This window comes from Actinotignum inguinis, assembly GCF_051265835.1.
GTDB lineage: Bacteria > Actinomycetota > Actinomycetes > Actinomycetales > Actinomycetaceae > Actinotignum > Actinotignum timonense.
Genome location: NZ_JBOZDP010000001.1, coordinates 94,829 through 113,017, shown reverse-complemented (window position 1 = coordinate 113,017; position 18,189 = coordinate 94,829). Strand labels below are relative to the sequence as shown.

General features: G+C 64.2%; 19 protein-coding genes. 11 read left to right on the top strand and 8 right to left on the bottom strand.

Annotated features, from left to right (window positions below; all coding sequences use genetic code 11):
- The first annotated feature begins 8 nt into the window (after nucleotides 1–8).
- Together ACRQFC_RS00475 and ACRQFC_RS00470 are read left to right on the top strand one after the other, a co-directional pair.
- Complete coding sequence (locus tag ACRQFC_RS00475) at nucleotides 9–947, top strand: NAD(P)-dependent oxidoreductase (protein WP_284904249.1); 939 nt, start codon at nucleotides 9–11, stop codon at nucleotides 945–947.
- Between the two features lie 126 nt (nucleotides 948–1,073).
- On the top strand, nucleotides 1,074–2,426 hold the full coding sequence (locus ACRQFC_RS00470) for an MFS transporter (protein WP_087069933.1): 1,353 nt from the start codon (nucleotides 1,074–1,076) through the stop codon (nucleotides 2,424–2,426).
- A 98-nt stretch (nucleotides 2,427–2,524) separates the two neighbouring features.
- On the opposite strand, the gene ACRQFC_RS00465 is transcribed toward ACRQFC_RS00470, so the two are convergent.
- A complete protein-coding gene (locus ACRQFC_RS00465; RefSeq protein ID WP_284904247.1) occupies nucleotides 2,525–3,808 on the bottom strand; it encodes an MFS transporter in 1,284 nt (427 codons plus the stop codon).
- Between the two features lie 128 nt (nucleotides 3,809–3,936).
- Here ACRQFC_RS00465 and ACRQFC_RS00460 point away from each other — a divergent pair, with 128 nt between their 5' ends.
- Nucleotides 3,937–4,638 (top strand): GntR family transcriptional regulator, encoded by a 702-nt coding sequence (locus ACRQFC_RS00460; RefSeq protein ID WP_284904245.1) that lies wholly within the window; start codon nucleotides 3,937–3,939, stop codon nucleotides 4,636–4,638.
- Here ACRQFC_RS00460 and ACRQFC_RS00455 read toward each other — a convergent pair.
- Both ACRQFC_RS00455 and ACRQFC_RS00450 read right to left on the bottom strand, forming a co-directional pair.
- A complete protein-coding gene (locus ACRQFC_RS00455) occupies nucleotides 4,616–5,464 on the bottom strand; it encodes an SMP-30/gluconolactonase/LRE family protein (protein WP_284904243.1) in 849 nt (282 codons plus the stop codon). The two genes, ACRQFC_RS00460 and ACRQFC_RS00455, sit on opposite strands and share 23 nt — an antisense overlap.
- A gap of 112 nt (nucleotides 5,465–5,576) precedes the next feature.
- On the bottom strand, nucleotides 5,577–7,379 hold the full coding sequence (locus ACRQFC_RS00450) for an L-lactate permease (protein ID WP_284904242.1): 1,803 nt from the start codon (nucleotides 7,377–7,379) through the stop codon (nucleotides 5,577–5,579).
- A gap of 43 nt (nucleotides 7,380–7,422) precedes the next feature.
- Here ACRQFC_RS00450 and ACRQFC_RS00445 point away from each other — a divergent pair, with 43 nt between their 5' ends.
- Nucleotides 7,423–8,511 carry an alpha/beta hydrolase fold domain-containing protein gene (locus ACRQFC_RS00445; protein ID WP_435734628.1) on the top strand — a complete coding sequence of 363 codons (1,089 nt, stop codon included), beginning with the start codon at nucleotides 7,423–7,425 and terminating at the stop codon, nucleotides 8,509–8,511.
- On the opposite strand, the gene ACRQFC_RS00440 is transcribed toward ACRQFC_RS00445, so the two are convergent.
- Nucleotides 8,461–9,357, bottom strand: a complete 897-nt coding sequence (locus ACRQFC_RS00440) for an HhH-GPD family protein (protein ID WP_284904239.1) — start codon at nucleotides 9,355–9,357, stop codon at nucleotides 8,461–8,463. The two genes, ACRQFC_RS00445 and ACRQFC_RS00440, sit on opposite strands and share 51 nt — an antisense overlap.
- 646 nt (nucleotides 9,358–10,003) lie before the next feature.
- On the opposite strand from ACRQFC_RS00440, the gene ACRQFC_RS00435 reads away from it, so the two are divergent.
- On the top strand, nucleotides 10,004–10,741 hold the full coding sequence (locus tag ACRQFC_RS00435; RefSeq protein ID WP_284904238.1) for a hypothetical protein: 738 nt from the start codon (nucleotides 10,004–10,006) through the stop codon (nucleotides 10,739–10,741).
- A 67-nt stretch (nucleotides 10,742–10,808) separates the two neighbouring features.
- Here the strand turns inward: ACRQFC_RS00435 and radA are convergent, their stop codons facing one another.
- A complete protein-coding gene (radA, locus tag ACRQFC_RS00430; RefSeq protein ID WP_284904236.1) occupies nucleotides 10,809–12,185 on the bottom strand; it encodes a DNA repair protein RadA in 1,377 nt (458 codons plus the stop codon).
- A 101-nt stretch (nucleotides 12,186–12,286) separates the two neighbouring features.
- On the bottom strand, nucleotides 12,287–12,979 hold the full coding sequence (locus tag ACRQFC_RS00425) for a potassium channel family protein (RefSeq protein WP_016441787.1): 693 nt from the start codon (nucleotides 12,977–12,979) through the stop codon (nucleotides 12,287–12,289).
- 146 nt (nucleotides 12,980–13,125) lie between these two features.
- Here ACRQFC_RS00425 and ACRQFC_RS00420 point away from each other — a divergent pair, with 146 nt between their 5' ends.
- Together ACRQFC_RS00420 and ACRQFC_RS00415 are read left to right on the top strand one after the other, a co-directional pair.
- Nucleotides 13,126–13,413, top strand: coding sequence for a helix-turn-helix domain-containing protein (locus tag ACRQFC_RS00420; RefSeq protein ID WP_284904234.1), 288 nt, complete (start codon nucleotides 13,126–13,128; stop codon nucleotides 13,411–13,413).
- An 85-nt stretch (nucleotides 13,414–13,498) separates the two neighbouring features.
- Complete coding sequence (locus ACRQFC_RS00415; protein WP_284904233.1) at nucleotides 13,499–13,729, top strand: hypothetical protein; 231 nt, start codon at nucleotides 13,499–13,501, stop codon at nucleotides 13,727–13,729.
- Nucleotides 13,730–13,762: 33 nt separating this feature from the next.
- Here ACRQFC_RS00415 and ACRQFC_RS00410 read toward each other — a convergent pair whose 3' ends face one another.
- Complete coding sequence (locus tag ACRQFC_RS00410; protein WP_026428671.1) at nucleotides 13,763–15,163, bottom strand: TrkH family potassium uptake protein; 1,401 nt, start codon at nucleotides 15,161–15,163, stop codon at nucleotides 13,763–13,765.
- Nucleotides 15,164–15,370: 207 nt separating this feature from the next.
- On the opposite strand from ACRQFC_RS00410, the gene ACRQFC_RS00405 reads away from it, so the two are divergent.
- The 4 genes from ACRQFC_RS00405 (at nucleotide 15,371) to ACRQFC_RS00390 (ending at nucleotide 17,606) form a co-directional block, all read left to right on the top strand.
- Nucleotides 15,371–15,577, top strand: coding sequence for a helix-turn-helix domain-containing protein (locus ACRQFC_RS00405; protein WP_284904310.1), 207 nt, complete (start codon nucleotides 15,371–15,373; stop codon nucleotides 15,575–15,577).
- Between the two features lie 175 nt (nucleotides 15,578–15,752).
- A complete protein-coding gene (locus tag ACRQFC_RS00400) occupies nucleotides 15,753–15,857 on the top strand; it encodes a 30S ribosomal protein bS22 (protein WP_425541650.1) in 105 nt (34 codons plus the stop codon).
- Nucleotides 15,858–16,311: 454 nt separating this feature from the next.
- Nucleotides 16,312–16,818, top strand: coding sequence for a MarR family winged helix-turn-helix transcriptional regulator (locus tag ACRQFC_RS00395; RefSeq protein WP_087069920.1), 507 nt, complete (start codon nucleotides 16,312–16,314; stop codon nucleotides 16,816–16,818).
- 116 nt (nucleotides 16,819–16,934) lie between these two features.
- The gene (locus ACRQFC_RS00390) at nucleotides 16,935–17,606 is read left to right on the top strand and encodes a histidine phosphatase family protein (protein ID WP_284904229.1); all 672 of its coding nucleotides are present in this window, start codon (nucleotides 16,935–16,937) and stop codon (nucleotides 17,604–17,606) included.
- A 68-nt stretch (nucleotides 17,607–17,674) separates the two neighbouring features.
- Here the strand turns inward: ACRQFC_RS00390 and ACRQFC_RS00385 are convergent, their stop codons facing one another.
- A complete protein-coding gene (locus ACRQFC_RS00385; protein ID WP_284904227.1) occupies nucleotides 17,675–18,160 on the bottom strand; it encodes a PLD nuclease N-terminal domain-containing protein in 486 nt (161 codons plus the stop codon).
- Between the last annotated feature and the right edge of the window lie 29 nt (nucleotides 18,161–18,189).

Below are 18,189 nucleotides of genomic sequence, written 5' to 3'. Positions count from 1 at the left end.
CTAAAGCCATGAAAGTACTGCTCCCCAATAGCTTTGACCTCTCCCTCCCGCCCGAAGCGGGCGTCACCTGGGTGACCTTCGATGTGAACGCACCCATCCCGGAAGAATACCGCGATGCCGAAGCCCTCGTGGTCTGGCTCGATCCGAATGCGACCGAACACGTGGCCCAGCTTCCCCAACTCAAACTCATCCAGGGCATGATGGCCGGCGCGGAAAGCTTGCACGCCACCAACCCGCCCGCCGGAGTCATCCTCGCCACCGCGAACGGCCTGCATGACGCTACCGTATCCGAACACGCCATCGCGCTCGCGCTCTACCTGGTGCGCGACCTGCGCGTCGCCACCGAAGAACAGCACAACCACCGCTGGTCCCGCGATCGCATCTTCTTCACCGAGCTGCGCCCGGGCGGGCGCCTGACCAGCCTGCTCGGCGCGAACGTCACTATCTGGGGCTACGGGCATATCGGGCGCCACCTGGCCGGGATGCTCAAAGTTTTCGGGGCGCAGGTGCGCGGCCTGGCCACCTCCCGGCGCACCGAAGGTGATATTGAGGTGTACGACGGCGCCAACCTCGCCCAGCGCGATGGCATCCTGGCCGATACCGATGTCCTCATTCTCATCCTCCCCGCCACCGAGGCCACCGCCAACGTGGTGGATGCGAGCGTCTTTGCGGCCCTGCCCAGTCGCGCCGTCGTCGTTAATGTGGGGCGCGGAAAAACGGTGAACGAAGAAGACCTGGCCACCGCGCTGCGCGAAGGAAAAATCGCGGGCGCCGGCCTGGACGTAACCGCCACCGAGCCGCTCCCCGCGGATTCACCGCTGTGGGATCTGGCCACGATTATTACCCCGCATACCGCCGGCGGGCGGCCCGTGGGTGCCGAAGAGCTTATCCTCGCCAATGTGCGGGCGCTGCGCGATGGAGGGGAGTTTATCAACCGCGAAGCCTAAGCGCGGAACGAAGCCTCTAGCGGCCGCGATTCCGCACCCAACCACCCGCCCGGGACTACCACCCTGCGGCAATAGTGCGCTACACTCCTTAAACTGACATACAGTTCAGCTCAAGGAGGAGTAGTGATGTCATCGAGTGACGATAAGCGGCCGGCCACGCCCGCCGCGGAATCCGAGGACACCAGCGCGCAATTCGCCGCCGCGCACCCGGACACTTTCGCGCAGTACCTCAGGCGGCGCGGCATGGTGTTCTTCGTGGCCTACCTCGGCTACGTATGCGCGTACCTGGTCCGCAATAATTTCAAACTCCGCTCCGAAGCCCTGCGCCTGGAGAACGACTGGAGCCTGCCGCAAATCGGCCTGGTGCTCACCATGTTCACCATCACCTACGGCTTCGGGAAATTCTTCATGGGGATGCTGTCCGACCGTGTTTCCCTGCGCCGCATTTTCGCCGGCTGCCTGGGGCTTTCCGCGGTGCTCTGCGTTGCCATCGGTTTTACCACGAACTTCTACCTGCTCGCGGTGCTCATGTTCCTGCTCGGCTGCGCGCAGGGGGCGCTCGCGCCTTCGTCCATGGCGATGATCGCGAATTGGTACCCGAATAAAACCCGCGGTTCCGGTATCGCGATCTGGAATACCTCGCAGAACCTGGGCGGGGCGCTGCTGCCCCTCATGATCACCTGGCTGCTGGCCCTGGGCGGACCCAGCGGCGGCGCGATTGCCTTCTGGGGCCCGGGCCTGGTGGTCTTCGGCCTCTCGATCTTCTTCTGGAAGTACGGCGGGGACCGCCCCGAAGCTGAAGGCATGCCCACCCTGCGCCAAATCTACGGGAAGGCCGGCGAACCGAATACCGACGAAACCCCCGACGAAAGCTACTGGCATATCCTGGTGCGTTTCGTTTTCACCTCCCCGCTGGTCCTCACCGTGGCCTTCATCAACGCCGCGCTCTACTTCCTGCGTTTCGGGGTGCTCAACTGGATGCCGGCCTTCCTCGGCACCGAAATGGGCTTCACGGAAGCGCAGTACTCCACGGCTTTCTCGGTGCTGGAATGGATCGCGATTCCCGGTTCCTTCCTCTTCGCCTGGATTTCCGTCAAGCTCCCCAACCGCCAGTCTGTGGTGGGCTTCCTCGGCTTGCTGTGCCTGGCCGGCCTCATCTGGGTCTACATGGGCAACGACAATTACGTGGTGCTCCTTATCGTTTCCGGGCTTATGGGCGCGCTGATTTACGGCCCGCAGCTCATCGTCAATATCCTCACCCTCAACTTCGTTCCGCTCAAAGCGGCCGGAGTGGCGGTCGGTTTCGTGGGGCTCTTCGGCTACATCGTCGGCGAAATGGGCGCGAACCTCATTATGCCGATCCTCGCCGAGCGCTTCTCCTGGGCGGCCTCCTTCACGCTGCTCGCCGGCATCGCGGTGGCGGCCGGGGTTATGTACCTTTCGCTCTCGCGGCGCGAACAGGCTGTGGTGCAGGCCTAATAGTTGCCGCAGCATAATGTACGACGACGCCGGCGCGGGGCCCGAGGATTCGGGCCCCGCGCGGGTGTGCTGGCGGCCAGCTAGCGGCGTCGTCGTTCTTAATACCGCAGGCTGCGCATTTCCGGGCCGCGCAGGCTCGCGTAACCGGCCGCGCAGATGAGGGCGGTGAGGGCGAGGCTGGTGTAGGCCACCGTCCAGCCGTAGCCGGTGACCAGGTGGGGGATGAGGAAATTCGCGAGGGTTTCGCCGGCGAGGTAGCCGGCCGCGCCCACCACCCCGGTGGCAGCCCCCGCCACATTATCGGGAACCAGGGAGAGGGTGAGCATATTAATACTCACCTGAGGTCCGTAAATGAGGGCACCGAGCAGCAGCGCGCCGGCCGCCGAAGAACTGCTAAAAGCCAGGTGGGGCCAGGCGGCGAGTGCCACGGCCAGGGCCAGCATCGCTTTCATGGCGGCCGACGAAGCCCGGTTGGGGTAGCGTGCCGCGTAGGCCCCGAAGGCGAAAGAGGCCGGAATCGCCGCCAATTCCGCGCCGGCCAGCGCGATTTCGCCGTCGCGCCCGGTGGTGTGGGCGGCGGCGAAAATAACCACCCAGTTGATGACCCCGAAACGAATGCAATACAGCAGCGTATTAATGCCGACTAGGGTGAGGATCCAGCGGTTGGTGAGCACCGCCCGCACTACCGTGGGCCAGTAGCCGTCCGCGCGGGTGCTCAGCTGCGGGGTGCCGGCCGGGCCGAATAGCATGGTGAGGGTGGGTAGGCCCTGGCGCCAGGGGCGGTCCGCGCCGGTGCGGTAAGCCCAGATGCCCACCGCGACAGTGGCCAGGCCCGGGATGAGGAAAATATGGAAATGGGCCAGGCTCCAGCCGGTGAACGCCCCGGCCAGCAGCGGGAGGAGCGCGGCGCCCAGGTTTTGGGAGGTATTCCAGATCGCCACCCGCGAACCGCGCGAAGAATTGGGGTACCAGGCCCCCAGGAGGACCAGGGCGGCCGGGGCGAGGGCCGATTGCACCAGCCCGTTCGCGAAGGTCAGGGCCGCGATAGCTTGAGGGGAGCTGGGGAAGCCGGTGAGGATGCACAGGATTCCGGAAATAATGAGTGCCCCGCCGAAGAGCCGGCGCAGGGAGACGCGGTCGGCCACCATGCCGAAAATGATTTTCCCGAACCCGTAGGCGAGGGTGAAGGCGCTGAGCACGAAACCGACCTGGTAGAGGGACCAGCCTTCTTCCTCCACGAAGCGGGCGGAGACTACTTTGAGGTTATTGCGGGTGGTGTAGGCGAATACATAGCCGATATAGACAACGAGGAAGACGTGGGCGCGCCAGCGGTAATAATCCGGGGCGGGGGTGCAGCCCGGTGGGAACCGCGTGGCGGCCATAACCCCTCCTTTCGTGCGTGCGGCGCGCGGGCGTAAAATCACAGTGGAAACTGACAGTCAGTTTACCTAGGATAAGGCGGGAGCGGGTACTCACCCAGCTCGTTATCCCGCGGAGGAAAGGAGTGCTCATGGCTCGCCGGCTTGCCGATGATCTGGCTGACCACCTGCGTGAACGCATCCTTTCCGGAAATATTGCGCCGGGGGAGCGCCTGGCCGAAGCCGCGATCGCGGAGGAATACTCGGTGGCGCGTTCCACCGCCCGCATCGCGGTGGAATCCTTGATTGCGGACGGTTTGGTCGAGCGCGAAGCACGTAAACACCCGCGGGTGGTCACCGTGGACGGCTCGGAAATCCCGGAGATCGTGGCGCTGCTGGAGATTAGTGAATCCCTGGCGCTGGCGCGGATTATGGCCGGCCATCCGGATCTGCGCCCGCTGCGCGCGGCCCGTGGGGAGCAACCCAGCCGGGTGCTCCACACCCTCGTGGAGGTCTCCGGCTCGAAGCGCCTGGAAGCACTCCACCGCCCGCTCACCTTCCACACCATGCTGTACGCGGCCAGCCGGGCGGAGGCCAGCAGCGCTGATGCCAGCCGCATCGGGGCAGCCCGCGCCGGTGCCGGCCGCACAAACTCTAGCCGCGCCGATGCCAGCCACATAGATAGCGCGCTGGAGCAAGCGCAGGAACAACTCATTGACGCTGTTTTGCTGGGGCAGGAGAGCGCCTGGGAGGCACTGCGTGCCTTACAGCGGGCACGCCAGGCCCGGCTCGGGGTGGACGCGGGCGCGGTGCTCTCGCATGCCGGCGGCGTCACCCCGCAAAAGGCAAGGTAGGCTGGCCGGCCACCGGCCCGTCCATCCACCACAGCGCCCCGGCGCCCCGCGAATCGTCATTTTCGCGCGAGACGGTCACGAAAACATCCTTACCGTCCGCCCCGCCCAGGGTCACCGCGGTGGTCCCGGTTACCGGGAGCTGGTATTCCTGCACGATCTGCCCGCTCGGATCGAGGACCCGGATGATGCCGGCCCGGTTGAGGGCCACCCACACATTCCCTTCGCTGTCGACGGTCAGCCCGTCCGGGCTCGCACCTTCCACGCGGTGGAAGTCGCTGCGGTGCTGAAGTGCGCCTGCGTCGTCGACCTCAAAAACAGAAATCGCGCGCGTGGAGGTGTCGATGTAGTAGGCACGGGTGCGGTCGGGCGAAAAACCGATGCCGTTCGAAGTGGTGACATCGTTCAAAATCACGCTGACCTCGAGGGTGGGGGAGATGCGGTAGAGGCGCGCGGTGCCGCGGGTGGTGGCGTCGCGGGTGTAGGGCATGGAACCTGCGTAGAGGTAGCCCCACGGGTCCGCGGTGCCTTCGTTCATGCGGTAGGCGGGGCTGTTCCACAGGGTTGCGGCCGGGCGCGGGGCGGCCGTGGCGGTATCGGCCAAGGCCAGCCCGCGTTCGGTGGCGACGACGTAACCTCCGCCAGTGCGCGGGCGCACAAATGCCGCGATTTTCGAGCCGGTGGCCAGGCGATCCACTCCGCCGTCGCTCCGCAGGGTGAGCAGGTCGCCGGCCAGCATATCCACGAAACGCAGCCCGCCCCAGCTTTCCGACCACACCGGGCCTTCGGCGTGGAAAGCAACAGCGTCGGTAATTTGTTCAAAAGCCATGCTCTCCAGGGTAGGCCAGTGCGCCCGGGCTGGCTAGCTGTACGGCGGGCGCGCCGGCGGGCTAGTTGCAGAGCAGGCGCCCCGGTTGGCGAGCCGCAGCGCCCGCGTCCGTTTACGCGGTGATGAAGCTCAGCACCCCGCTCGCGGCCAGCACGACGACGAGGGTCAGCAGGGCGAGCAACCCGAGCGAATAGGCAGCTCCGCGGCGCAGCAGTTCCGGTTCGCTGCCCGGGGCGCGTACCGCGGTGGCCGCAATCGCGAGGTTTTGCGGGCTGACGATTTTCCCGAGCCCGCCCCCGAGCTGGTTGGCAGCCAGGAGGAGATGCGGGTCGATGCCGGCCCCGGCGGCCGCGGTGGCTTGCAGGTTCCCGAAGAGCGCTGCCGAGGAAGTGGCCGATCCGGTGACCGCGGTGCCGATCCACCCGAGGAAGGCGGAAAGCGCCGCGAAAGCAGTGCCGGCCAAGGCCATGAAGGCCCCGATGGCCTGGGTTTGACCGGAGAAATTCATGACGTAGGCGAGGGCCATAATGGTGGCAATCGTTCCCACGGTCACGGCCAGGTTTGCCACGGTGGCCCCCAGGGTGGCCAGGCCGGTGCGGAAGGAATAGGGGTAGCGCCCGCCGGAGGAACACCGCGCGTACACCGCGGTGACCACCACTCCGGTGAGGAAGAGCATCGTCCCCGGGGAGGAGAGCCAGTTGAAAGTGAAGGTGGTGGTGGACAGGGCGTTACCGGCCTGGTCCACCAGGTGCCCGTGCAGGCCGGGCCAGCCGAAGCTGATATCGGTTTGGGCCAGGAATTCGATGCGGCGCGGGGCGGCGGCTCCGGCCGCTCCTCCCGCGCCGCCCGGGCCGGCGGTGCCCGGAACGGTAACCCGCCACAATTTGGTGACCGCGAGGACCACCACAACCAGCAGGTAGGGGAGCAGGCCCAGGAATACCCGGCTGGCGGAGATTTTCTCACCCGCGGGGGCGCTGGCGAATTCGGCCGGGGTGTGGGCCGGGCGCCAGCGGGTGAGCAGCACGGCGGTGAGCGCGAAGGAAAGAAGGGAGGCGATCACAGCGATGAGTTCGTGAGAAATGAAATTCGAGGCGATCACATGCCCGGCCACCATACCGATTCCGGCGGTGAGGGCCACCGGCCAGGTGTCTTTCACCCCGCGTTTGCCGTCCACGATAAAAACGAGGAGGAGGGGCACGCCCACGGCCACCACCGGGATAATCCGCCCGGCTACCGCGGCCACGTCCATGGGATCGGCCACCCCGCCCATGCGGGCCACGGTGGTGAGGGGGATACCCATGGCACCTAGGGCCACGTTGATGCCGTTGCCCACCATGGTGGCCAGCGCGGCCTTGACCGGGGGCAGGCCGATGGCCAGCAGCATGGCGCAGCTAATGGCCACCGGCGCGCCAAATCCGGCCAGCCCTTCGATGAGGCCGCAGAAAATAAAGCCGATGAGGATGGTCTGCACGCACATATCCCCGCGGCCCAGCGCCGCGAAAACCGCCTGGACGTCCTTACTACGCCCCGAACTTTCGGTGAGGTTGTAGAGCCACACCGCCATAATCACGATGTAGCAGATGGGGAAAAGCCCGAATGCCGCGCCTTGCAGGGCGGAGAGTCCGGCCAGGTCCGCCGGCATCCCGAAGCCGGTGACGGCGATGGCCAGGGCCAGGCCGAGGGAAATAAGGGAACACCAGTGCGTGGCAATGGAGAACACTCCGAGGAGCACGAAGAACACCAGGAGCGGAAGCGCCGCCAGGAGTGCGGAAAGCCACAGCTGGCCGCCGACCGCATCGGGCGCGGGCGTGAAGGTGGTGCCGGTGAGGAGAGAGGTATTCGCGAGGAGGGTTTTATTCGTGAGGACTGTGGAAAGCTGGCTCGGCACGGCGAGCAGCGCGGGGCTACAAGGCATTCCTTCATCGTACCGGGGCGGTTCGGGCCTTTATGATGACTTTATGTCTAGCTCGGACGTGAGATTATCGGCCTCGACGCGGGCGGCCCTGGCGCAGGACGCCCGGCCCGCCCTCCCGCATCACGGGCACGGGGAGCCCGCCGCCATGCAGGCGCGTTACGAAGCCGAGCACCGCTGGTGGAATGAGGGCGGGCCGCAGGTTGCGTGGCGTGCGGATACGCTTCCGACCCGGCACGGCCCGGTTCCGGTGCGTGTCTATTCGTCCGGGCAGGTTGCGCGGCTCGCGGGGTGCGGTTCGCTTTCGGCCACCGAATTAGGTACGACGGCGCAGTTCCCTGCAGGTGCCGCCCGGCCCATTATCGTGTATCTGCACGGCGGGAGTTACTGCGTGGGCAGCTCGGCTACTCATGACCGCCTCATACGCGAGCTTGCCGCCGCCACCGGCGCCGCGGTGGTGAGTGTGGATTACACTTTGGCGCCCGGGGCGCGCTACCCGCGCATATCCGAGGAATGCGAGGACACGGTCATCGAGCTGGCCCGCCGCTTTCCCAACTGTCCTATCGTGCTGGCGGGGGATTCTTGCGGGGCAACCCTGAGCTTAGGGACTTGGTGGCGGCTCGCACGGGGGCCGGTTGCCGAGCGGATAGCCGCGCTTGTTTTGTACTACGGCGAATACGGCCTGCCCGCTCCTCCCGCTGCCAACGCAGCCACTGTCGCTTGCGAATCGCTGGGCAAGCCCGCATGCAATACGGATGCTATGAGCGATATTGATACCGCCGATGGAATGAGCCCCGCGGATCGCGCCTACTACGACTCCCTCTATTTTTCTTCGCCCACCGAGCGGGCCACGGCCCCGGATACCGCGCTACTGCGCACCGAGCTGCGCGGCTGCCCGCCCGTTTTACTCGCGGTGGGGGAGTGCGATCCGCTGCTGGCCGATAGCCAGGCGCTGGCCACGTACCTCGAGGCGAGCGAGGTGCGCGTACGCCTCGAGGTTATCCCCGGGGTGATGCACGCTTTTCTCCAGCGAGTGCGGCTCCTGCCCGAAGCCGCCCGCGTCATCGCGGATACCGCGGTATTTCTAGCTGGCGTTCTGGGATACTCCGGTGTCCACGCTCTCAGCGATAGGTAGGTGGTAGCGGCCGTCGCTTTCCTGAGCAAGCCCGTCCTCTAGGAGTGAGGCGAGTGCGGGAGCGAATCGCTCTTCACTCAGGTGACTACCGTGCAGTAAGTCCGGACGGGCGCATCCGCCGCGGCGCTTGCGCAAGACCGCCATGATTTTTCCCCGAGCTTCGCGCTGGGTCCCGGTGAATTTCTGGGTGGTGCGCGGGGCGGCATTCTTTGGTTTCCCGGCAGATAACCAGCGGCACTCAGCGCGCAGCGGGCACCCCGAACAGGCAGGTTCACGCGCCGTACAGACCAGGGCGCCCAGCTCCATGAGGGCCGCGTTCCAGCGTGCCGCGCCCGGGCCATCCGCGGGAACAAGCGCAGCGGCCCGCTCGCGTTCCCGAACTGTTTGATGGGCGGGCGGCAAAGCGGCGCCGTCGTATACCCGAGCGAGGACCCGGCGAATATTCGTATCGAGGACGACCGAGCGTTCCTGGAAGGCGAAGGCGAGGAGCGCGTCGGCCGTATAGGGGCCGATGCCGGGTAGAGCGAGGAGTTCCTCGCGGGTGCGCGGGACGCGGCCGCCGTGCCGTTCCACCAGGGCAATAGCGCATTCACGCAGGCGCAGGGCTCGGCGCGGGTAACCGAGCCTGTCCCACATAATGAGCACGTCCGCGGGTGTGGCTGCGGCGAGGTCGGCCGGGGTGGGCCAGCGTTCCAGCCAGGCCCGCCAGGCGGGCGCGACCCGGGCGACGGGGGTTTGTTGGCTCATCACTTCGCATACCAGGATTGCCCACGGGGAGGTGCCGGGCGCGCGCCACGGTAGTGGCCGCGCTGCGCCGTCGTACCACCTTAAAAGATTCTTGAGCATTATCTGTAGTGTGCCGGAAACGCGGGCATTATGCACGTTTTGGTACCGTGGATCCGTGAAAGAAACGGGCGGAGAGCGCCGCGCGCATAAGCGGCCCACGGGTGGTGCGCCGCGGCGTGGCCGCGAGCGGCGCGAGGAGCAGGCTGGGCGAACCGCGCGAGTGAGGCGCGGGGAAAGCCAGCGTGAACGCCCGGTCCGCGGGAAAGAGCGCGGTTCGGAACGGGGCTCGGAGCGCGGGGCGCAGGCTGCGCGGCCGCGGCGCTCGGCACAATCGGCGCCTTCGGAACGCGGGCAGCGTAGCGGCCAGGCGCGTAGCGGTCAGCAACGTGCAGATAAGCAAGGTTCGGCCCAGCAGCGCGCAAATCGGCAACGCTCAGGCCGGGAACAAGTCAATCGGGAGCGCGGCGCGCGGGAACGGACTACTCGGGAGCGCACTACTCGTGAACGCTCCGGCCAGCGCTCTCCCCGCGAACGTGCAGGCCAACGTACCACTCGAGAGCGTTCACCTCGCGAACGTACTGGCCAGGAGCGTCGCCGTCAGCGCACCAGCCGGGAACGCCAGGCTTCTACTCGGCGGCGCCGCCCGGTACCGGCGGGCCCGCGCGGCCAGAGCCGGATCCCAGAAAAGACTTCGATTTTTGCGCGTTTGGAACCGAAGCATTGGCTGTGGATTTTTGCCGCGCTCGCGATTGTGATTGGCGCGGTGGTGACGTTTAAGTTTGCGGCCTCGCGTTCTCAGGAGCACGCGGAAGCCCAGGCTGCGGTTCCGACCGCTTTCTACGAGCCGGTGGCCTGCACTCCGGATATGCTGCGGATGCGGGTGACGAATAACGAACGTGGTGCGGGCGCGCCGGTATCTTTCTCCGTGGAATTGACGAATAAATCGACCACGAATCCGTGTTATGTGGATGCCGGGTGGGGCAATCTCAATGTGTCGATTACGTCCGGCGGGCACCAGGTGGCGAATACCGCGGCGTGCCAGGCCGGGGATGAACATCGCCGTCTGCTGCTGGATCGCGGGATGGACGCCGTGACCACGGTGACATGGCCGGGCGGGAACGAGGGCGTCGGGTGCGGCAGTTCGGGTTCGCTGTCCACACCGGGCACGTACAAGGCGGAAGCTATTTTTGCCGACGGCGCAGCTTCTCCCGCTACCGCCGTCTTTGAGCTGATTACCGGGGGCGGCAAGCAGCCCGCCCGCCCGGATGATGAGGCGAGTAGCGAACCGAGCACGGATGCTAGCCCGGCTCCCAGCGCGGATCCGAGCCCCGCGGCGAATAACGCGGAAGGTGAAAACCAAGAAGCAGCACCCGCCCCGGAAGCCGGCATTGGAGAAGGCGCCGAAGCACCCGCGCCGGAAGGGGATTCCGAGCCGGCGAACTAGCCGGGGCCCGCCGCGCAGGTACCACTTTCTTTCTGTGCCTACGCCATCTATGCCCGGCCTTAGCGGCTTACCCGGTGGGAAGCACCGCCTCCAGGGCCTGGCGGATATCCGCGCAGCGTTGCACCCGAATCCCCGCGGGGAGCTTCGAGCTATCGGTACGTTCGGGAACAATGGCAAGGGTGAAACCGAGCCGGGCAGCTTCGTTCAGGCGCTGGGGGAGGCCGGTAACCGGGCGGAGTTCCCCGGTAAGGGCCACTTCCCCGATGGCGATCACCCCGGGAGCAAGCGGCAGATCCATGTAGGCCGATGCCAGCGCCAAAGCAATCGCGGCGTCCGCGGCCGGTTCGCTGGCCTGCGCCCCACCCACCGTGGACACAAAAATATCTTTCTGATCCAAGCTCAAGCCCAGGCGCGATTGCAGCACCGCGACCATCATGGCCACCCGCGCGGAAAGCACCCCGGAATTGGTGCGCTGCGGCCGCCCGGAAGAAGGAACCACCAGGCCCTGGACTTCCACCGGCATGGGCCGCCGCCCTTCCAGAGTCATCGATACACAGGTGCCGGGCACCGTGTGATCCCGGGCGGAAAGGAACAACCCCGAGGGATCAGGTAGCCCCACAATCCCGCTTTCGGTGAGCTCAAAACACCCGACTTCATCGGTAGCCCCGTACCGATTCTTCACCGCGCGCACCAAACGCAGCCGCGAGTGTTTATCCCCTTCGAACTGGCAGACCACATCAACCAGGTGTTCCAGGACGCGCGGCCCGGCAATGGAACCATCTTTCGTAACGTGCCCGACCAACACCACCGGCAGGCCGTGCGTTTTGGCCACGCTCACGAGCGCCGCGGTCACGGCCCGCACCTGCGCCGGGCCGCCCGCAGTTCCCGCTACCTCAGCATCGGCCAAGGTCTGCACCGAGTCCACAATAAGAAGGGAAGGCCGGGCGTTTTCAATATGCCCGAGGGCCCGCCCGATATCGCTTTCCGAGGCAAGAAGCAGATGCTCATCCATCGCCCCGATGCGCTCCCCGCGCAAGCGCACCTGGGAGGCCGATTCCTCCCCGGAAATATAGAGGACCGGCGCCCGCCCCGAGCGCGCCGCAGCCCGCGCGGCCTTCGCCGCCACATCTAAGAGCAGGGTAGATTTGCCCACCCCCGGTTCCCCGGCAAGCAAAATTACCGCGCCGGGAACCAAACCGCCGCCCAGCACCCGGTCCAATTCAGATACCCCGGTGGGGATTTTCCGCGCGGCGGTAGCCGGCACCGAGGTGATGGGTTGCGCCGGTGAAGTTGGTGCTAAAGCGGCCGGAGCCGCGGAGGGTGCGGCCGGACTGTGTTGATCAAGCGTGCCCCACGAGCCGCACCGCGCGCAGCGGCCCATCCATTTGCCGGTGGACCACCCGCACTCGCTGCATTCGTACACGGTTGCCGGTTGTTTTGCCATGCCACCATCCTAGAGGGGGCCTACGACATAAAAATCGCGAGCTAAAAGTCGCTACCGAATCCCTACCGAATCTCTACCGAATCGCTACCGAGCCGAGCCCGTTACCGAGCCGAACCCACCGCCGGGATCCACCCCTGCCGGTTGGCGAACTCCTCCAATAGCTCGGTATCGCCGGACACAATAATCGTGTCATCTGCCCCGATGAGGGTGTCCTCGGTGGCGTATTCAAAGGGCTGATTCGGTGCCTTCACCCCGATAATCCGCACCCCGAAACGCTCACGGATACGCGATTTCGCGATGGTGAAACCGCGAATTTCCCGCGGCGGGCGCATCTTCACGATGGAGAAGCCGTCCTCCATCTCGATATAGTCGAGCATCCTTCCCGAGACCATATGCGCCACGCGCGTACCGGCGTCGTACTCCGGATAAATGACGTGGTGGGCGCCGATGCGTCGCAAAATACGGCCGTGCGCACGCGAAACCGCCTTCGCCCAAATCTGCGGAATCCCCAGATCAACCAGGTTCGCGGTCACCAGCACGGAAGCCTCCAGCGAAGTCCCTACGCCCACCACGGCCACGGTGAAATCCCCCGCGCCCACCTGGTCGAGCACCTCCATACTGGTGGCATCCCCTTCCACCACCCGCAAGCGATGGCTCCACCGCTGCGCGGTATCGGGATTCTTTTCGACGACGAGCACGTCACGCCCCAAATCATCGAGCGTGGTGGCGATGGCGGTCGAAAAACGCCCCAGCCCCACCACGAGGATGGCTTGTTCGTCGCGCGTATCCGGCATAGCCGCCCTTTCTCCGGTCACAATATCTCTGGCTCGTAGTCTAACGCTCCGTGCCAAAATTCATGTCGTAAGCCCGTGCGACCATGAAGGTACGCAGAAATCCTGCGTAAACGCACTCAACTGATATCGAAGAAAGGTAGGGCACCATGGATAGGCTTTCCGTGATACGTGAAAGATCTCGTCAGCAGGCCCGTCGAAGGCGGCAGATGCTGCGGGAGCTCACCGCTATACGCGTGAGTAAAGGTCTGACTCAAGAAACTGTGGCGCGGCGAATGTGCCTGGATGAGGAGGCGGTTGCGGAACTGGAGGCGGGCATAACTAATCCAACAATCCACGCGCTTCAGCTTTACGCTGTGGTGATCGGTGCTGGCCTTTTCTATACGGTGAAAGATCTCGATGTTGAGGAGGAGCGTTCGAAGCATGAGCACTCCTGATAGGAGGAGCACTCGTAACGGGCGGGGCGGACGGCTTAGGATAAAGGCATTCGCCGGTTAGCGGCCCGGGTAGGCAGGGGATGTTATGAAGGATTGGCGCGTGCTCGCGGTAGGCGTTCTTAAGGCGCTGGTGGTGGCTGCGATTGGCGGCGGGGTCGCTTTTCTTACGGTGACTCTCCTCAACCGTATTTTCCCGCCGGCAACCCCGAACGCTCTCGCCCCGGCCATAGTGGTTGCGGTGCTTTTGTTCCTCTCTTCTTTACGCAGCATTCTTCGGAACGACGGCGGCTCAGCCGGCACCAAGCGTCGAAGCTAGCGTAGGTAACCCCGGGATAAGCCATCTGCCCGCTTAGCCGATAATTGGCCGTTCTTCGGGCAGCCGGATGGTGCGGCGTCGTGAACGCAGCGCCAATGCAGCAGCGAGCGTCATCGTGCCCGTGCGCCCAAAGAACATGAGGAGTACCAGCACGAACTTCGCGCTGGCTGGTAGCGCCCCGGTGATCCCCGTGCTCAAACCGCAGGTAGCGAAAGCGGAAATCACCTCGACCAGAATCTCCGAGAAGGTGAAATTCGTGAGCTGAAGCAGCGCCACCGAACCGGTCACCACCATGATCCCGCCGGCGAACGTTGCCGCAATAGCCAAGCGCAACACCTCGGCCGGGATGCGCTTACCGAAAGCCTCGGTATCGCGATCACCGCGCGCCTCGGCGCGAATAGCCAGCAAGAGCACCGCGAAAGTCGTCACCTTAATGCCGCCCGCCGCGGAAGCTGAACCGCCACCAATGAACATGAGCGAATCAAGGAGGATCCACGATGTTTCACCCATCGCACCCACATCAATAGTGGTCAAACCCGTGGAACGCGCATCCACCGACAGCGTGAGCGCGGCGTTGATTTTATCGGCCACCGCCAAATTACCCAGGGTATTTGGGTTATTCCATTCCAACACCGCCAGGAAAACCGCGCCGAGCACCGCCAAGCTGATATAGGTGACCAGCGTGATCTTCGTGGTGACCGACCATTTACGCGGGCGTGAACGGTTACGCCACATATCCAAAACCACCGGGAAACCAATAGCCCCGGCAACAGTACCCAAAATAATCGGGATAGTCAGCGCCCACTGCCCCACATACGGGCTCACACCCTCCGGCATGATCACAAAGCCACCGTTATTAAAGATGGAAACCGCCATGAAATAGGAATGCGAGAGAGCATGAAGCAGGGCCTCGCCATTGCGCAAAAAGAAGGGCAGGAGGGCCAAGAACAAAATAGCCTGCGCCGTCGACGCCACAATAATCACCGCGCGGAGCAGCGTACCTACCTCGCCCAGGCTCGACTGATTCTCCTCCGCGGTAAGCATGCGCTGCGTGAGACCCACATGGCGGGAAACCGCCCGGCCCAGAATCGAGGCCAGCGTCATCACGCCTAGGCCACCCACAATGAGCCCGAAAGAAATAAAAAGCTGGCCCCATACCGACCAGTATGTCGCGGTATCAACCGTCACCAGGCCAGTCACGCACACGGATGACGTCGCGGTAAAAAGCGCATCAATGAACGGAGCACTCTTCCCCGTGGTGGTTGCCAACGGCAAAGAAAGCGCGGCAGTGAGGAACAAAATGATGAGCGCGAAAATAAGAAGCGCCAGGCGCGCGGGGCGATCCCGCGCCACCCGATCCACGCGTCCACCTACGGCCGCCAGCCGATCACGCCAGCTCAGGCGCGCGGATGCCACCTCAGGGTGTGCTGCCATGGGCGTCCTCCGGGTCCTCGAGCTAGCGGCTGCGGCCAGGAAAAACGCCGCGTACCTGTTCCGTAGTATATTCCCCTGCCACGTACCTCACGGAAAAGCGGCACATAACATGCAGAAAATGCTGTGAATGCTGAGAATATGGGATATCCTTGCTGTAGCTGTTGCCGATGTGGCAAAAAATTACTCCAGGATGATGGGATGAACCAGATGCAAATGCCTTCGTCTCCGCAGTTTTACACCGTCGCGGAAGTGGCTGAATTGACGCGTGTCTCGAAGATGACCGTCTACCGCATGGTTCACGCCGGCGATCTGCCGGCCGTGCGGGTGGGAAGCTCCTACCGGGTACCCGCCAGCGCTGTTGAAGCACTCCTGACTGGAAATAGCCTCCCGCAACAGCGCGCGGTTGGGGAATAGTGCGGCGCACGGCCGGTGCGTCGTCGCCCGAAAAGGGGCGCTAGAAACGGTGGCAGGCCCGGAGCGGTTGTGAATTTAACCGTGTTCTGATTCACGCGCTACGCATAGGCGGGCGCGGGCCGGTAAGATACTGTGATGTTCCATCGGGGCGATTCCCCGCGATCTAGTTTTGGAGGTGCCTGTGGGTTCCGTTATTAAGAAGCGCCGCAAGCGTATGTCGAAGAAAAAGCATCGTAAGCTGCTGCGTAAAACTCGCCACCAGCGTCGGAACAAGAAGTAGTTCCCCGCGTGCGGAAGGGCCCGGATGTCGGGGCCTTTTTGTTTTATCGTTTGTTTTAACGCCGTGGTATCGACACTTAGGAACAAGTGAAAGTGCTCACATATTCATGGGATGCTTATCGAGCAAACCTTGACAATTCGGGCAAAAATACTTATCAATATTACTACCTAGGTAAGGGTGTCCTTCCTAAAAAGAGAATGTAACTCTGGGTTACGTTCGTACAAAGGTATACTTCACGTGATGCTGTGGTCGACGGCGCTTGGCCAGGCACGGGCGTGCTGCGCGCGGTACCGCGCTACGAGCACCACTTAAGGCCTTTCGCTCCTGGGTTCCCGCGTGGGAAAATGGGGGAGAAGTGGCGTCATCGTTCATCCGGCGCAAGCTGGATGTGTTGCGTCCGGCGCGGGCGCAACGACGTAATGAAGACTCGCACACCCCGTGCGAGTTGCCGTTAATGTCACGACGTGACATCGTGCCTGACGAAGGGATGAATCTCATGGCCGCGGAAGTTCGCTGGCTTTCTGAAGAGGAACAATTTGCCTGGCGCGCGTATCTGCGCGCGACAGCCGTGACCTCAGAGGCGCTCAACCACGCACTCATGGTCAATCACAATCTGTCATTGAACGAATATGACGTTCTGGCCCGCCTTTCCGAGGCGGAAAATCGCTGCATGCGGATGTCGACTCTCGCCGATGTGATGGTACATTCTCGCTCGCGGCTCACCCACACCGTCCGCCGCCTGGAGGCGCGCGGTCTGGTGGCTCGCTCCGCCAACGCGCATGACCGGCGCGGGGTGGATTGCACGCTCACGGATGCAGGTTTCAAGCTGCTGCAAAAGGCGGCCATTACCCACGTGATCTCGGTTCGCGCTCACCTCGTGGACAAACTCGGTCATGATGACTTCCTCAAGATGGGCGAGCTGTGCACTCGCCTGGTGGGCAACGCCGCCGATATTTGGTAGGCGTTCGGGCACGTAGGTATTCGGGCACGCCGGTCGGATGGTGCTTTTCAAGCGAATTTCCCAAGCGAGGGGGCTTGGGGTCCGGCCGGCAGCTCCCGGTGCCGTAGACTGGCATCATGATTGACGTAACAGTTGTTCACCTGGTCCGCCACGGAGAGGTGGATAACCCCAGCGGCGAACTCTACGGCCGCCAACCCGGTTTTCACCTCACCGATCTGGGCCGGGAGATGGCCGGCAGTGTTCGGGATTTCTTCCGCGGTCGTGATGTGCGGGCGGTGATCTCTTCACCCCTGGAGCGGGCTATTGAAACTGCCACCCCCACCGCTGAGCTTTTCGATCTTGAGATTGGCACCGATGCCAACCTCATCGAAGCGGGTAATAATTTCGAGGGAATCAATGTTAACCGGAATCGCTGGATTCTGGCCTCCCCGAAATTCTGGCCGTGGTATATCAACCCCTTCCGGCCCTCCTGGGGGGAGCCCTATACGGATATTGCCGCGCGCATGACGAATGCGGTACGCCATGGGCTGGCAGCGGCCCGCGGTGGCGAGGCGGTGCTGGTTTCCCACCAGCTTCCCATTTGGACGCTGCGTTCCTTCGTGGAAGGCCGTTCCCTCGCTCACGATCCGCGCCGGCGCCAGTGCGCGCTGTGCTCGGTGACCTCGTTGACGTTCCAGGGCACCAGCCTGGTGGCGGTGGACTACGCCGAACCCGCGGCTGAGCTGCTGGCCCGGGCGCGTGATATTACCCCGGGAGTCTCCGCGGCGGACGAAAACCGCGGGGACTAAGCCAGACGCGCAGATAGAGACAGCCCCGCCGGACTGGCAGGGCTGAGCGACTCTCAGAAACTAGCGGGTTAATCCTGCGCGGGCGGCTGGGATGCCGGCCGGCCCCCAGGCTCCTCCGGATTATCCGGCTGCGCGCCGCCAGCTTCCGGGCTGCCCGCGTCTTTCGATTCACCGGCGCTGGGGGAGCCCGATGCGGCGTCGGGTGCGGCGTCGTTCTCCTTCTGTTGCCGTTCCCATTCGCGGAAACGGTTTTCCGCATCCAAGCGGGACAGGAAGTCCGGATCGTCGTCGGGCGCAACGGGGCGACGGCGCCGCTGCGACGAAGAGCGACCCCGCCCAAAAGAGCCGAGCGAAATATTTTGCTGCGGGAACTTGACCGGGAAAGAAAAAGCGATCCACAGCAGCGACCCGAGAACCGGCACCAGAACCGTGAGGGCGAGCCACGCCGGCTTACGCAGCCGGCCCGGCATGCGGGTGGTGTCCGTGCGGATGACGTCAATGATGCCGTAAATCCAGATGCTGACGGCAAGAAGTGCCATAATTACTCGGGCCATACCACCATCTTAGTCGTTAGCGCGCGGAG